Genomic DNA, 15,136 nt, shown 5'->3' on the forward strand with positions numbered 1-15,136 from the left:
AACAGGATAGCTGTCTTTTGTGCGCTGCAACAGGAAAAGCTCGGGTGGCTCACTCCCGGGCGTCGTCAGCGGTGCGGGTCAGCGGCGGCAGGAAGTCGCGGTCCGGGTCGTAGTCGGGCTTGAGCCAGGGCGACAGCTCCTGCAGGTCCTCCGGGCTGAGGATGCCGGCCGCCTGCTTGAGGCGCAGCTGCTCGAGGAGATAGCTGTAGCGCGCCTCGTTGTACAGGCGCACGGCGCTGTACAGCTGGCGCTGGGCATCGAGCACGTCGACGACGTTGCGGGTGCCCACCTCGTAGCCGAGCTGGGTGGCTTCCAGGGCGCTGCTGCTGGAGACGATCGCCTGCTTGCGGGCCTCCACCTGGGACACCGCGCTGTTCACCGCGCGGTGGGAGTCGCGGGTATTCTGCACCACCTGGCGGCGCAGGCTCTCGCGCTGTTGCTCGCTCTGGCTCAGGCGCTGCCAGGCCTCGCGCACCTGCGAGCTGGTCAGGCCGCCGCTGAACAGCGGGATGTTCAGTTCCAGGCCGATGCTCTGCTGCGCCACGTCGCTGATGAGCGGGCCGACGCGCCCGGACAGCGCGGTATTGCTGTAGCCCAGGCGGTCGTTGTCGCCCTTCTGGTACTGCGCCACCAGGTCGATGGTCGGTGCGTGGCCGGCCTTGCGCTGGCGCAGGGTCTGCTCGGCGCCGCTCACCGCGTACTGGCTGGCCTGCAGCAGGATGTTGCGCTGCATGGCGGTGTCGACCCAGGAGTCGGATTCGTTGGGTGCCGGCGGGACGATCGGCAGCTCGTGGCGGACGCCCTCGACGAAGCGGTAGTGACGGTCGGTGAGGGTGGTCAGCGCCTGGAAGGCGTCCTCCACCCGGCGCTCGGCGATCAGCCGGTTGGCGCGCGCGGTGTCGCGGCCGGCCTGGGTCTCGAGCACCTCGGTGCGATCCGACAGGCCGACCTCGAAGCGCGCGCTGGCCTGCTCGAACTGACGCTGGAAGGCCGCTTCCTCGGCCTTGGTCGCCGCCAGGGTGTCCTGGGCGCGCAGCACGCCGAAGTAGGCGTCGGCGCTCTGCAGGATCAGGTTCTGCTCCACCGCCGACAGCTCCAGCGCGGCCTGGCTGCTCACTGCCTTGGCGGCCTGCAGCTGGAACCAGCGGTCGGCGCGCAGCAGCGCCTGGCTGAGGCTGGCCTGGAAGAGCGGGCCGCTGCGCGAGAAGCTGGTCGAGGGCTGGTCCAGCTCGGTGCGGGTGTCGCGCAGGCTGGCGCCGCCGTTGAGCTGCGGCAGCAGGGCGGAACGCGCCTGCGGTACCGCTTCCTTGCGCGCCTGGTAGTCGGCACGTGCGGCGGCCAGGTCGGCGTTGTTGCGCATCGCCTCCATGTAGACGCCGAACAGGTCGACGCGGGTCGACAGCGCCGGCTGTTCGGCTCGCAGGCCGTGGCTGGCGCCCAGGGCGATGGCCAGCGCCAGCAGGCGAGCGAGGCTGGGGGTCCGTTTCAAGGTGAGTTTCCTCATGTTCCTGATCTGCGAAGTATCCGTCACTGCAGCGACCTGCGCAGGCGGCCGAGTGCGCCGGCGAAGAAGGCCGCGCCGATGGTCGCCAGGGCCAGCAGCTGCGGCCAGACGATGTCGACCCCGGCGCTGCGGAACAGCACGGCCTGGGCCAGCTGGACGAAGTGGGTGGTGGGCGCGGCCAGCATCACCTGCTGGACCGCTTCGGGCATGCTCTCGCGCGGGGTGACGCCACCGGAGAGGATGTGCAGCGGAATCATCACCAGGATGGTCAGCAGGCCGAGCTGCGGCATCGAACGCGCCACGGTGCCGAAGAAGATGCCCATCGAGGTGGTGGCGAACAGGTGCAGGGCGCAGGCGCCGATGAACAGGGCCAGCGAGCCCTGCAGCGGGATGTCCAGCCAGCCGCGCACCACGAAGGCCAGCGAGAAGGCGGCGGCGGCGAGCACCACCAGGCCCATCGCCCAGATCTTGCCGAGCATGATCTCGACGGGGGTGACCGGCATCACCAGCAGGTGCTCGATGGTGCCGTGCTCGCGCTCGCGGATCAGCGCCGCGCCGGTGAGGATGATCGCCAGCATGGTGATCTGGTTGACCACCTCGTTGACCGCGCCGAACCAGGCGCGGGTCAGGTTGGGGTTGAAGGCGGTGCGCACCACCGCCTCCACCGGCAGGGCCTCGGCGCTGCGGTAGCGCTGGACGAACTCGGCCACCTCGGCGGCGATGATCTGCTGGATGTGCCCGGCGCCGGTGAACGCCTGGCTGACCTGGGTGGCGTCGACGTTGAGCTGGATGGCCGGCCGGCGGCCGGCCAGCAGGTCCTCCTGGAAGCCCGGCGGGATGTTCAGGGTGAAGGTGTAGCGGCCATCGTCCATGCCGCCGTCCATCTGCGCGTGGTCGATGTACACCGGCGGCACGAAGTAGGGCAACTGGAAGGCGTTGAGCAGGCGCTGCGAGACCGGCGAGCGGTCCTCGTCGACCACCGCGATGGTGGCGCGGTGCGGCGCCTCGGGGATGGCGGTGGCGCTGGAGTAGATCGCCAGGGTGAAGGAGTAGACGATCAGCACCACCAGCGCCGGGTCGCGGTACAGGCTGCGCAGTTCCTTGAGGCCGAGCTGGAGGATGTTGGACAGGGCGCGCATGTCACTTCTCCTGCTTGCGCAGGCCGGCGACGCTGGCCAGGGTCAGCAGCGGGATGGCCAGCAGCAGCGGGACGAACGAGGGCAGCAGCTCGCCCATGTCGAGCGCCTTGGAGAACACCCCGCGGCTGATGATCAGGAAGTGGCTGGTCGGGTACAGCTGGCCGATGAAGGCGCTGGCGCCCTCCAGCGCCGACACCGGGTGGGTCAGCCCGGAGAACTGGATGGCCGGCAGCAGGGTGGCGATGGCGGTGCCGAAGATCGCCGCGATCTGGCTGTGCAGGATCGACGACATCAGCAGGCCCAGGCCGGTGGAGCAGAGGATGTACAGCAGCGCGCCGAGGCTCAGGGTCAGCAGGCTGCCCTTGAGCGGGATGCCCATGACGAACACGGCGAGCAGCACCATGGTGAAGAAGTTGATCATGGCCAGGCCGACGTAGGGCAGCTGCTTGCCGAGCAGGAACTCCAGGCGGGTGGTCGGCGTGACGTAGAAGTTGGTGATCGAGCCCAGCTCCTTCTCGCGCACCACGCCGAGGGCGGTGAGCATCGCCGGGATCATCATCAGCAGGATCGGGATCATCGCCGGCACCATCGCCGGCAGGCTCTGCACGTCGGGGTTGTAGCGGTAGCGGATGGCCACCTCGGCCGGCTGGGTCGCGTCGACCCCGGCCTCGCGGGCCAGCTCCTGCAGGTAGCTGGCGTGCAGGCCCTGCACGTAGCCCTTGACGGTGTCGGCGCGCACCGGCATGGCGCCGTCGATCCAGAACGCCACCTGCGGGCGGTCGCCGCGCTTGAGGTCGCGGCCGAAGCCGGGCGGGATCTCGATGGCCAGGCTGATCTCGCCGCTGCGCAGGCGCCGGTCCAGCTCGGCGTGGCTGGCCAGCGGCGCCTGCTCGATGAAGTAGCGCGAGCCGGCGATGTTCTGCAGGTAGCTCTGGCTGGTGGTGGTCTGGTCGCGGTCGAGCACCGCGTAGCTGAGGTTCTCCACGTCGAAGCTGACGCCGTAGCCCATGATGAACATCAGCAGCACGGTGCCGAGCGTCGCCAGCAGGGCACGCACCGGGTCGCGGCGCAGTTCCATGGACTCGCGGCGACTGTAGCTGAGCAGGCGCCGCAGGCTGAAGCGCGCGTGCTGTTCGGCGCTGCCGGCGACCTTGCGCGGCGCCGCGCGGGGCGCGCTGTCCGCGCTCGGCTGCTCCTCCGCGGCGTCGGCCTGCGCATCCTCCAGATAGGCGATGAAGGTCGCCTCCAGGGTCGGCAGGCCGCGCTTTTCCATCAGCGCCTGCGGCGTGTCGCTGTCCAGCACCTTGCCGGCGTGCATCAGCGAGATGCGGTCGCAGCGCAGCGCCTCGTTCATGAAGTGGGTGGAGATGAAGATGGTCACCCCTTCCTCGCGCGACAGCTGGATCAGCAGTGCCCAGAAGCCGTCGCGGGCGATCGGGTCGACGCCCGAGGTGGGTTCGTCGAGGATCAGGATCTCCGGCTGGTGGATCACCGCCACTGCCAGCGACAGGCGCTGGCGCACGCCCAGCGGCAGGTTGTCGGGCAGGCTGTCGAGTTCGTCCTGCAGCTCGAAACGCTCGAGCATCTCGCGGATGCGCGCCTGGCGGCGTTCGGCCGGTAGGTGGAACAGGCGGGCGTGCATCTCGAGGTTCTGCAGCACGCTCAGCTCGCTGTACAGCGAGAAGGCCTGCGACATGTAGCCGACGCGCTGGCGGGTCTGCAGGTCGTGCGGGTCCACCGGCTTGCCGAACAGCAGCGCTTCGCCCGCGCTGGCCGGCAGCAGGCCGGTGAGCATCTTCATGGTGGTAGTCTTGCCGCAGCCGTTGGAGCCGAGAAAGCCGAAGATCTCCCCGCGTTCGATGCGGAAGTTCACCCGGTCGACCGCCACGAAGTCGCCGAAGCGCATGCTCAGGCCGTGCGCCTCGATGGCGATGCTGTCGTTGTGCTGGCGCGGCGGGATCACCAGCGCCTGGTGGTGCTGGCGCCTTTCCTCCGGCAGCAGGCGGATGAAGGCCTGCTCCAGGTTGTCGCTCCGCGTGCGTTCGAGCAGTTCGGCCGGCGTGCCGGTGGCCAGCACCCGACCGGCGTCCATCGCCACCAGGTGGTCGAAGCGCTGCGCCTCGTCCATGTAGGCGGTGGCCACCAGCACGCTCATCTGCGGGCGGCCGGCGCGGATGCGCTCGATCAGCTCCCAGAACTGGTTGCGCGACAGCGGATCGACGCCGGTGGTCGGCTCGTCGAGGATCAGCAGGTCGGGGTCGTGGATCAGCGCGCAGCACAGGCCGAGCTTCTGCTTCATGCCGCCGGACAGCTTGCCGGCCGGGCGGTCGAGGAAGGGGTGCAGGCCGGTGCTGCGGGTCAGCTCGTCGATGCGCCAGCGCCGCTCCGCGCGGGCCTGGCCGAACAGGCGGGCGAAGAATTCGAGGTTCTCGCGCACCGTGAGAGTAGGATAGAGGTTCCTGCCCAGGCCCTGCGGCATATAGGCGATGCGCGGGCACACCGCGCGGCGGTGGTCCTTGTCGGCCATGTCGCCAGCGAGCACCTCGACGCGGCCCTGCTGGATCTGCCGGGCGCCGGCGACCAGCGCCAGCAGGCTGGACTTGCCGACCCCGTCCGGGCCGATCAGGCCGACCATGCACCGGGCGGGGATCTCCAGGCCGATGCCGTCGAGGGCAGGGGTCTTGCCGTAGACGAGGCTGACGTTGTCCAGCCGGGCGACGCGCTCCTCACTCATTGGCCGGCATTCGCGTTCAGCTGCAGGTGGGCGGGCCACTGGGCCTCAGGCGCGAGCTTGAGGTAGGCCATGCCGGGCAGGCCGGTCTTCACCTGGTCCTGGTGCTTGCGCAGCAGTTCCGGGTCGATGCGCGCCTTGACGCGGAACATCATCTTTTCCCGCTCGCTGGCGGTTTCCACGGTCTTGGGGGTGAACTGGGCGACGCTGGCCACGTAGCTGACCCTGGCCGGGATGACGAATTGCGGCGCGGCGTCGAGCACCACGCGCACCTCGCTGCCCAGCGCCACCAGTCCGGCCTGGCGCTCGGGCAGGAAGAAGGTCATGTACACGTCGGCCAGGTCGACCAGGTTGAGCAGCTTGCCGCCGGCGCCGAGCACCTCGCCGGGCTGGGCGATGCGGTACTGCACGCGGGCCACGCGGTCGATCTTCAGCGCGCTGTCGTCGATGTCCGCCTGCAGGCGGGTCACCGTGGCCTTGGCGGCCTCGACGGCGGATTCGGCTTCGATCACCTGCGAGCGGGCCGCCTCGATGGCGGCCTGGTCGGACAGTACCCGGGCCCGCGCCGCGGCCAGCGCCGCCTGGGCGCCCTGCAGGGCGGCGAGGTCGTCGTCGAGCTGCTGCAGGGCCATGGCGTTGCGCTTGACCAGCGCCGCGGTGCGCTGGTGGCGCTTCTGCGCGGCGGTCAGCTCGGCCTGGCGCTGCAGCACCACCGCCGCGGCGGTGGCCTTCTCGCTCTCGCGCTGGGCGACCAGGGCGTGGGCGGTGTGGATGGCGTTCTGCGCCTGGCGCACCTGGGCCTGGGCCTGGCTGAGCTGCGCCTGCAGCACCGTGGTGTCCATGCGCGCCAGCACCTGGCCGGGCTGGACGAAGGCGCCCTCGTCGACCTCGATGGCGGCGATGCGCCCGGCCAGCTTGGTGGCCACGTCGATCTCGGTGGCCTCGATGCGCCCGTTGCCGCTGACGAAGCCCTCGCCGAGGCCCTTGGGCTGCAGCCCCTGCCAGACCAGCCAGCCGGCGCCGGCCAGCGCCGCGAGGAGAATGCCGCGGGCGATCCATTTGCGTTGATTCATCTCGTCCATCCGTTTGCGAGGGCGCTTCCTCTATCTATCAGACCAGCCGTGCATTGCCTATCGCTCAAGCGGACTATCCGCAGCGCCCCGGCCTGTGGACGCTGCATCAGCTGCGCCGCCGCCGCCGCAGTTGCCAGCCCAGGCGCAGGTCGTCGAACACCGGCACCAGCGCCAGGGTCAGCAGCAGGGCCGCCAGCGGTACGGTGACGAGAAAGCCGAAGTGCTGGAAGCCGAAGGCGCCGCTGACTCCGCCGGTGAAGAAGCAGCCGACCAGCAGGGCGTTGATGCGCAGGCGCTCGCGGTTGGCGCGTACCGGCACCTGGTCCGGGCGCTCGTGGCGGTTGACGTAGAGCGCCTTGCCCAGCTCGATGCCGATGTCGGTGATCATCCCGGTAACGTGGGTGGTGCGGATCTCGGCGTTGGAGAGCTTGGTGATGATGGCGTTCTGCAGCCCCATGATGAAGCACAGCAGCATCACGGTGAGCGGCACGAAGAAGCCGGGAATCTCCATCAGCCGCGCCCCCAGCACGCCGAAGCACAGCAGCAGGCCGGCCTCCAGTAGCAGCGGCAGGGCGAACTGGCCGTGCAGGCGGCGCCGGCGCGAGAAGTTGATCAGCAGGGTGGAGGTGATGGCCCCGGCGACGAAGGACAGCAGGCCGCCGATACCGCCGAGGGCCAGGTCGCTGGCGCCGAGCACCAGGTTGTCGGCCACCGAGGAGAGGATGCCGGTCATGTGCGAGGTGTACTGCTGCACGGCGATGAAGCCGCCGGCGTTCGCCGCCCCGGCGATGAACGCCAGGCACAGGCCGAGCTGGCGATTGCTCTGCCGGGAACGGCGGCGATCGGTGAGGCGGCGGGCGTACTTGATCGGCATGGCTCCGGGGAATCCCTCCGTCCGGGCTGCGGGGTAAGTGGCCGGATTATACGGCCGGCTTGCAGTCGCGTGGTGAGCTGGTTGGGCCTGGCGATCCAGCGGCAGTGGCGAGTGGGGGGCAGGCAGCCATTTTATCAGGCGTCACTTAACATAATGAATTGCAATCGCCCATGTTGGCATCACCTGCACGCTTCACCGGTCAACAGAAGAGCGCATTGATCGCGCGCGCCCATCGTCGATCCGCGGCGCCTGGCGTGGGCGCTGGCAAAGCCCGTGCCGCTGGCTAGATTCAAGAGGTCGCCGCCGAGGGCTTCGGCCCGGAGAGTCCCATGAGCACGTTCAAGATCGCCTGCCCGTCCTCACTGTTCGACAGCTTCATCCTCGAACACGCGATGATCGATCTGGCCAGCACCGACTTCACCAACGTAGCCGCCGTGGTGACGGCGGCGGACGAGGCGCGCGAGGTGCTGGCCCGGATCGCCCATACCGGTTTCCCGATCCCGCTGTTCGTCGCCCTGCGGCCGGGCGAGGCGGTGCCGGAGGACATCCTGTCGCGCATCGCCGGCACGCTGCAGGTGGGCAAGGGCGAGCGCCATTTCAACGGCAAGCGCATCGCCCAGGCGGCCGAGACCTACGCGCAGAAGCTCTACCCGCCGTTCTTCAGGGCGCTCAAGGAGTACGTGAAGACCGGCAACGTGGCCTTCGACTGCCCAGGGCACCAGGGCGGGCAGTTCTTCCGCGGGCATCCGCTGGGGCGGGCGTTCTTCGAGTTCTTCGGCGAGAACGTGTTCCGCGCCGACCTGTGCAACGCCGACGTCAAGCTCGGCGACCTGCTGATCCACGAGGGACCGGCCCGCGATGCGCAGATGAACGCCGCGCGCATCTACAACGCCGACAAGACCTACTTCGTGCTCAACGGCACCTCGACCTCCAACAAGGTGGTCACCAGCGCCCTGCTGGCCAAGGACGACCTGGTGCTGTTCGACCGCAACAACCACAAGTCCATCCATCTCGGCGCGCTGATCCTCTGCGGCGCCAGGCCGGTGTACCTGGAGACGGCGCGCAACTGCTACGGCTTCATCGGCGGCATCGATGCGCACTGTTTCGACGAGCAGTACATCCGGGCGGCGATCGCCGAGGTCGACCCGGACAGGGCGCAGCAGAAGCGGCCGATCCGCCTGGCGGTGATCCAGCTCGGCACCTACGACGGTACCATCTACGACGCCCGCCAGGTGGTGGAGAAGATCGGCCGGCTGTGCGACTACATCCTGTTCGACTCGGCCTGGGTCGGCTACGAGCAGTTCATCCCGATGATGCACGACAGCTCGCCGTTGCTGCTCGACCTGGGGCCGGACGATCCGGGGCTGTTCGTCACCCAGTCGGTGCACAAGCAGCAGGCGGGCTTCTCGCAGTCGTCGCAGATCCACAAGAAGGACCGGCACATCAAGGGCCAGCCGCGCTACTGCAACCACAAGCGGCTGAACAACGCCTACATGATGCATGCCTCCACCAGCCCGTTCTATCCGATCTTCGCGGCGCTGGACGTCAACGCGCAGATGCACGACGGCCTGGCCGGGCGCAACCTGTGGCGCGAGTGCATCAGGAACGGCGTGGAGGCGCGCAAGCTGATGCTGCGCACCTGCAAGTACATCAAGCCGTTCATCCCGGCGCAGGTGGACGGCCGCCCGTGGGCCGAGCACGAAACCGAGATGATCATCGACGACCTGCGCTTCTTCAAATTCCGGCCGGAGGACCAGTGGCACGACTTCGCCGGCTACGCCAGGGACCAGTACTACGTCGATCCGTGCAAGATGCTGCTGACCACCTTCGGCATCGACCCGACCACGGGGGGCTATGCCTCGCTCGGCGTACCGGCCGCGGTGCTCGCCCACTACCTGCGCGCCAACGGCATAGTGCCGGAGAAGGCCGACCTCAACTCGATCCTGTTCCTGCTCACGCCCTCGGACAACTTCGCCAAGCTGCAGCACCTGGTGGCGCATATCGCCCAGTTCGAGCGGCATATCGACCACGACAGCCCGCTGAGCGAGGTTCTGCCGGCCATCCATGCCGCGCACGAGAAATACGCCGACTACACGCTGCGCCGGTTGTGCCTGGAAATGCACGATTTCTACAGGCGCCACGAGATGAACAAGCTGCAGAAGCAGATGTTCCGCAAGCAGCACTTCCCCCGCCAGGCGCTGACGCCGTGGGAGGCCAACCAGCATCTGCTGCGCAACAACGTGGAGCTGGTGCCGCTGGCCGAAATCGACGGGCGCATCGCCGCCGAAGGGGCGCTGCCCTATCCGCCGGGGGTGCTCTGCGTGGTGCCCGGCGAGGTGTGGGGCGGTGCGGCGCTGCAGTATTTCCTGGCCTTGGAGGAGGGCGTCAACGCGTTGCCCGGCTTCGAGCCGGAAATCCAGGGCGTCTACCTGCAGCGCGAGGCGGACGGGCGCAAGCGCGCCTACGGCTATGTGATCAGGGAGTAAGGCCGGGTTGCTGGCGCTACTGGTGCAGTACCAGCCGGTGCTCCGTGCGCAGCGTGCCGAACAGCTCGGCGGCGGCGTAGGTGCTGTAGTGCAGTTCGCGCACCGGCAGCGGCAGTAGTTCGGCGTCGGCGAACTCGCCCAGCCGCTTCTGCAGGGCCTGCCGCGGCACGGCACGGGCGAACAGGCCGACCGTCAGGTGCGGGTGGTAGGGCGCCTGGCGGATTTCCGCGCTGTGCGCGGCCAGCGCTGCGCGCAGGGCCCCCAGGCGCCGGTCGGGATCACCGACGGTGAGGAAGGGTGCGCTGGCGTAGCTGTCCAGGCCGCCGATCTGCAGCTCGAAGGGGCGATCCGCCAGCCGGCGCAGTGCATCGAACTGGGCGGAGAGGCGTTCGCCGGGAAAGTCGTCGTCGAAGCGCGCGGCCTCGGCCGGAAAGCCGCAGACGAACAGGGTGATATGCGCCTGGCGCCGGTAGTCTCCATGCAGCCAGGCGCCCAGATGCGCGCGCGCCCGTTCGAGGCGGGCGAGGATGCGCGGGCAGTCGACCGGCAGGGTCCACACGCCATAGCGGGTGCGGCCGCGGTGCCACTCCGGATAGTCGCGCCGCTCGCAGGCGATGCTCTGCTCCGGGGCGTGCAGCGGGTCGGAGAAGCGCACCTCAGGCCAGCGGCGCCAGCAGGGCGTCGAGGTCCGCCTCGCTCAGCGTCCATTCACCCTGGCCGCCGCCTTCCAGCACGCTGCGGGCGAGACTGGCCTTGTTCTGCTGCAGCTGCTGGATCTTCTCCTCGACGCTGCCGCGGGCGATCAACCGGTAGACGAACACCGGCTTGTCCTGGCCGATGCGGTAGGCGCGGTCGCTGGCCTGGGCCTCGGCGGCCGGGTTCCACCAGGGGTCGAAGTGGATCACCGTGTCGGCGGCGGTCAGGTTGAGGCCGGCGCCGCCGGCCTTGAGGCTGATCAGGAACACCGGCACCCGGCCGCCCTGGAACGCCTCTACCGGCGCGCGGCGGTCCTGGGTGGCGCCGGTGAGCTTGGCGTAGGCGATCTTGCGCGCCTTCAGTTCGGCTTCGATCAGGCCGAGCATGCTGGTGAACTGCGAGAACAGCAGCACGCGGCGGCCCTCGGCGATCAACTCCTCGAGCATCTCCAGCAGCGCAGTGAGCTTGCCGGAGTCGGCGCTGGCGTGTTCGGCGCCCTCGTCGCCGAGCAGGCGCAGGTCGCAGCAGGCCTGGCGCAGGCGCAGCAGCGCTTCGAGGATCACCAGCTGGCTGCGGCCCAGGCCGAGGCGCTGGATCTCGGCGCGCACCTTCTGGTCCATGGCCAGGCGCAGGGTCTCGTAGCGGTCGCGCTGCACGTCGGTCAGCTCGATGCGCTGGGTGATCTCGGTCTTCGGCGGCAGCTCGCGGGCCACCTGCTCCTTGGTGCGGCGCAGCAGGAAGGGCTTGACCCGCGCCACCAGGTGGGCGAGGCGCAGCGCATCGCCGCGCTTCTCGATCGGCGTGCGGTAGACCCGGGTGAACGCCTTGCTGTCGCCCAGCCAGCCGGGCATCAGGAAGTTGAACAGCGACCACAGCTCGCCGAGGTGATTCTCCAGCGGCGTGCCGGTCAGGCACAGGCGCTGATCGGCCATGAGCTGGCCGGCGGCCTGGGCGGCGCGGCTGCGCGGGTTCTTGATGTTCTGCGCCTCGTCGAGGATCAGCAGGTGCCAGTGGCGGCCATGCAGCTGCTTGAGGTCGCGCGGCAGCAGGGCGTAGGTGGTCAGCACCAGGTCGCTCTGCTCGATCTGCGCGAACAGGCCCTTGCGCCGGGCGCCGTGCAGGGCCAGCACGCGCAGCTCGGGGGCGAAGCGCGCCGCCTCGTCCTGCCAGTTGGGGATCAGGCTGGTGGGCATGACGATCAGCGTCGGGCTGGTCAGCCGGCCGGCCTGCTTCTCGGCGAGGATGTGCGCCAGGGTCTGCAGCGTCTTGCCCAGGCCCATGTCGTCGGCGAGGATGCCGCCGACCTTGAGTTCGCGCAGGGCCTGCAGCCAGGCCAGGCTGTGCTGCTGGTAGTCGCGCAGTTCGGCGCGCAGACCGGCCGGGGTGGCCACCGGCTGCTGCGGCAGCTCCTGCAGGCGGCGGGCGAACTCGCGCAGGCGCTCGCCGCCCAGCCAGTGCAGCGCCGGCACCTGCTCCAGGGCGGCCAGGCGCGCGGCGTCGGCGCGGCCCAGGCGCAGGCGCTCGCTCCAGATCGCGTCCTCGTCCTGCTCGGCGCGGAAGTACAGCTCGCCGAGGCTGGCCAGCAGCGGCTTGAGGCGGCCGAAGGGCAGGGCGACGCGGCGCCCGCCGTAGCTGCGCGGCAGCGGCACCAGCAGCTCCTCGTCGTCGCCGCGGCGGGCCAGCGCCTCGCCGGTGAGCAGCCAGGGCGAGTGGCGGATGGCGTGGAGCAGGATCGGCAGCAGGCTGACCTTCTCGCCGTCCACCTCGATGCCCATCTCCAGGTCGAACCAGTCGCCTTCCTCGGCTTCCTCGATGCCGACGTGCCAGTCGCCGAGGGTCGCCAGGTTGAACTGGAAGTCCGGCTGCAGGCGGATCTGCCAGCCCTGTTCGCGCAACTGCGGCAGCTGCTCGCGGACGAAGTGCAGCCAGGCGGCATCGTCGGGCAGCTCGAAAGGCTCGCCGGCGCTTTCCGGCAGGGCCTCGCTGCGGCGCAGGGCGATGCTGAAGCCGCAGGCAGTGAGCTGCTGGCGCAGCGCGGCCTCGACTTCCAGCTGGCGGGCGATGCGCAGCTGGCGGCGGGCGTCGAGGGCGACCAGCCACTCCTTCTGCGCCACCCGGCCGAAGGTGACGTGGCCCTGGTAGTCGAAGGCCAGCGCGGCGCGGTGCTGGGTCTGCTCGATCATCCGCCCCTTGCGCGCGTCGTAGTGCACGCGCACGTGGCTGCCGAGGATCAGCCGCGGCTGCGGCGCCGCGGCGGGCAGGTCGATGATTTCCGGCGGGGCGTCGCGGTCGGGCACGCTATGCCCCTGCAGCTGCAGGCGCTCGAGGGTCAGCAGGGCGGCGACCACGTGCTTGCAGTTGTAGCCGACCGGGCAGCTGCAGCGGCCGTCGACGTCCCAGTGCGCGCCGCGGTCGATCAGGCGGATGCGCTGGCGGTAGCGCTGGCGGCCGGATCCGCGGCACTCGGCGAGCAGCACGCCCTTCTCGAGGCCGTCGATCTGCGAGCGGTTGTCGAGGAAATAGTCGCGGCCACGGCTGTAGTCGCCGGTGCCGAAGGCCTGACGCCAGTCCTGTACGCGCAGCTGGTGGATGCTCAGGGTCATGGATGATCGGACCGGAAAGCCTCGGGCGGCTCCCGATCCGGCAGCCCGCCCCGACGGCTCACCCCAGTCGACGCTCCCACAGTTCGGCGGCGCGCTGGAAGGCGGCCTCACGCTCCAGGCCCAGGCCACGCAGGGCGAGGGCCATGGTGGCGAGCACGGCCAGGCGGCCGTAGGCGTCCTCGGCCTCGCCGCACCAGAAGGCGGCCAGGTGCTCGGGGTCGAGGCTGGCCGGCTTGACGTGACGCTGCGCCGACAGCGCCGGCCATTCCTCGTCCCACGCCTGGCCGGCGGTGGCGCCGAACAGGTGGGTGTCGACGTCGGGATTGACCTCGATCTCGCCGCCATCGCCCTTGATGACGATGGCGTGGTCGCCGAGCAGCACGCTGGCCTCGCGGTGGATGGCCTGGTAGCCGGGGTGGAAGATGCTCTGCAGCACGCAGCGCGCGCCCAGCGGGTTGAGCACGCGGGCCAGCGAGTGGATCGGCGAGCGCAGGCCGAGGGTGTTGCGCAGGTCGATCATGTGCTGCAGGCGCGGCATCCAGGCGCCCAGCGGGATAAAGGCGACATTGCCCAGGTCCAGGGCCTGGCCGACCTGCGCCCAGTCGCTGCAGCAGGGGATGTCCAGCCGGTCGAGCAGCTGCTCGCTGTACAGGCGCCCGGCGGTGTGTGCGCCGCCGCCGTGCATCAGGATGCGCACGCCGCTGGCGGCCAGGGCCTTGGCCGCCAGCAGGTACCAGGGCAGGTGGCGCTTCTTGCCGGCGTAGCTCGGCCAGTCCAGATCGACCACGGTGGGCGGTGCGTTGAGGCGCTCGCGCACCGCCTCGGTGAAGCCGGCGATCTCCTCGGCGCTCTCCTCCTTGTGCCGCAGCAGCATGAGGAAGGCGCCGAGCTGGACCTCCTCGGCCTTGCCGTCGAGCAGCATGCCCATGGCCTCGCGGGCCTCCTCGCGGGTCAGGCTGCGCGCGCCGCGCTTGCCCTTGCCGAGGATGCGCACGAACTGCGCGAAGGGGTGTTCTGCGGGAGTCACCAGGGTCGGGGTCATATGCAATTGGTCGGTTTGGGCAGTCCGGCCAGCTTGGCGGCCAGTTTGGCAGGAGTGCCATGGAACAGTTGGTTGAGGTGCAGGCTGTTGCCCTTTTCCGGGCCGAGCTGCTGGGCGGTGTAGCGGATCAGCGGGCGGGTGGCCGGCGACAGCTGGAATTCGGCATAGAAGCGCCGCAGCAGTTCGAGGATTTCCCAGTGCGCCGCGCCCAGCACGATCTGCTCGCGCGCGGCCAGCGCCTCGGCCACCGCCGGGTTCCAGTCGTCCAGCGCGACCAGGTAGCCGTCCTTGTCCAGGGCGATGTCCTTGCCGTCTACGGTGATCATGTTCATAGCCAGCTGTTGGTCCGCTCGAAACGCAGGGTCAGCTCGACGAAGCCGGGGTAGTCGAGCGGGTGGACGAACTCCGGCGCGGCGATGCCGCGGGCCTGGAGGTCCTCGGCGAGGGCGAACAGCCGGCGGTCGGCCGGCAGCGCGCGCAGCACCTCGAACGGCTGCGAGCCGGGTTGCAGGGCGTAGACGGCGTCGCCGCAGAGCAGCAGGCCATCGCCCGGGCCGAGCAGGCGCAGGCAGCTGGCGCCGCTGGTGTCGGCGAACGGCGAACGGGAAAGCAGGTGCAGGGTGGCCATCAGAGGGTGATCACCAGGTCGTGATGGTTGAGCAGGGCAGGCAGTTCGGCGTCGGGCAACTCGGTGACCGGCAGGGCGAGCTGCCGGGCGGTGAGGCCGCGGCGCTGCAGGTCGCTGGCGGCGACGTACAGCGCCTCGACCCCGAACAGCGGCAGCGCCTGCAGGTTGGCGGTCAGGTCCTTCTGCTCGACGGCCTTCGGGTGCTGGCCGCTGTGCAGCTGGAACACGCCGTCATCGAGAAACAGCAGACTGATCGGCAGGTCGAAGGCGCCGCCGGCCAGGGCGATGTCCAGCGCCTCGCGGGCGGCCGGGCCGTTCCACGGCGAGCGGCGGCAGATCAGCAGCAGGGATTTGGCCATC

Annotated in this window: 12 protein-coding genes; 1 reads left to right on the forward strand and 11 read right to left on the reverse strand. The window is 69.8% G+C overall.

Annotation, left to right across the window (positions count from 1 at the left end):
* Window positions 1-49 precede the first annotated feature (49 nt).
* From E5198_RS00585 to E5198_RS00605, 5 genes are all read right to left on the reverse strand, one after another.
* A complete protein-coding gene (locus E5198_RS00585; protein WP_256658922.1) occupies window positions 50-1,489 on the reverse strand; it encodes a TolC family outer membrane protein in 1,440 nt (479 codons plus the stop codon).
* Window positions 1,490-1,527: 38 nt separating this feature from the next.
* Window positions 1,528-2,643: an ABC transporter permease gene (locus E5198_RS00590; protein ID WP_136488073.1), complete on the reverse strand. Its 1,116-nt coding sequence runs from the start codon at window positions 2,641-2,643 to the stop codon at window positions 1,528-1,530.
* A gap of 1 nt (window position 2,644) precedes the next feature.
* Window positions 2,645-5,377, reverse strand: coding sequence for a ribosome-associated ATPase/putative transporter RbbA (gene rbbA / locus E5198_RS00595; RefSeq protein ID WP_136488074.1), 2,733 nt, complete (start codon window positions 5,375-5,377; stop codon window positions 2,645-2,647).
* Complete coding sequence (locus tag E5198_RS00600) at window positions 5,374-6,447, reverse strand: HlyD family secretion protein (RefSeq protein ID WP_136488075.1); 1,074 nt, start codon at window positions 6,445-6,447, stop codon at window positions 5,374-5,376. The genes rbbA and E5198_RS00600 overlap by 4 nt, the downstream gene beginning before the upstream one ends.
* A gap of 106 nt (window positions 6,448-6,553) precedes the next feature.
* The gene (locus E5198_RS00605) at window positions 6,554-7,321 is read right to left on the reverse strand and encodes a YoaK family protein (RefSeq protein WP_136488076.1); all 768 of its coding nucleotides are present in this window, start codon (window positions 7,319-7,321) and stop codon (window positions 6,554-6,556) included.
* Between the two features lie 329 nt (window positions 7,322-7,650).
* Between E5198_RS00605 and speC the strand changes: the two genes are divergently transcribed.
* A complete protein-coding gene (speC, locus tag E5198_RS00610) occupies window positions 7,651-9,807 on the forward strand; it encodes an ornithine decarboxylase (RefSeq protein ID WP_136488077.1) in 2,157 nt (718 codons plus the stop codon).
* 16 nt (window positions 9,808-9,823) lie between these two features.
* Here the strand turns inward: speC and E5198_RS00615 are convergent, their stop codons facing one another.
* Genes E5198_RS00615 through tusC form a run of 6 tightly spaced genes read right to left on the reverse strand, consistent with a single transcriptional unit; the run spans window position 9,824 to window position 15,135 of the window.
* Complete coding sequence (locus E5198_RS00615; RefSeq protein WP_136488078.1) at window positions 9,824-10,462, reverse strand: 2'-5' RNA ligase family protein; 639 nt, start codon at window positions 10,460-10,462, stop codon at window positions 9,824-9,826.
* A gap of 1 nt (window position 10,463) precedes the next feature.
* Window positions 10,464-13,106, reverse strand: a complete 2,643-nt coding sequence (locus E5198_RS00620; protein WP_136488079.1) for a DEAD/DEAH box helicase — start codon at window positions 13,104-13,106, stop codon at window positions 10,464-10,466.
* Window positions 13,107-13,164: 58 nt separating this feature from the next.
* Window positions 13,165-14,148, reverse strand: coding sequence for a glycosyl transferase family protein (locus tag E5198_RS00625; RefSeq protein ID WP_136488080.1), 984 nt, complete (start codon window positions 14,146-14,148; stop codon window positions 13,165-13,167).
* Window positions 14,145-14,480: a TusE/DsrC/DsvC family sulfur relay protein gene (locus E5198_RS00630; RefSeq protein WP_136488081.1), complete on the reverse strand. Its 336-nt coding sequence runs from the start codon at window positions 14,478-14,480 to the stop codon at window positions 14,145-14,147. The genes E5198_RS00625 and E5198_RS00630 overlap by 4 nt, the downstream gene beginning before the upstream one ends.
* Window positions 14,477-14,776 carry a sulfurtransferase complex subunit TusB gene (gene tusB, locus E5198_RS00635; RefSeq protein ID WP_136488082.1) on the reverse strand — a complete coding sequence of 100 codons (300 nt, stop codon included), beginning with the start codon at window positions 14,774-14,776 and terminating at the stop codon, window positions 14,477-14,479. Before tusB ends, E5198_RS00630 begins: the two co-directional genes overlap by 4 nt.
* The gene (tusC, locus tag E5198_RS00640; protein ID WP_136488083.1) at window positions 14,776-15,135 is read right to left on the reverse strand and encodes a sulfurtransferase complex subunit TusC; all 360 of its coding nucleotides are present in this window, start codon (window positions 15,133-15,135) and stop codon (window positions 14,776-14,778) included. The genes tusB and tusC overlap by 1 nt, the downstream gene beginning before the upstream one ends.
* Window position 15,136: the final 1 nt, after the last annotated feature.

The organism is Pseudomonas sp. A-1 (genome assembly GCF_004801855.1).
In the GTDB taxonomy this organism is placed as follows: domain Bacteria; phylum Pseudomonadota; class Gammaproteobacteria; order Pseudomonadales; family Pseudomonadaceae; genus Geopseudomonas.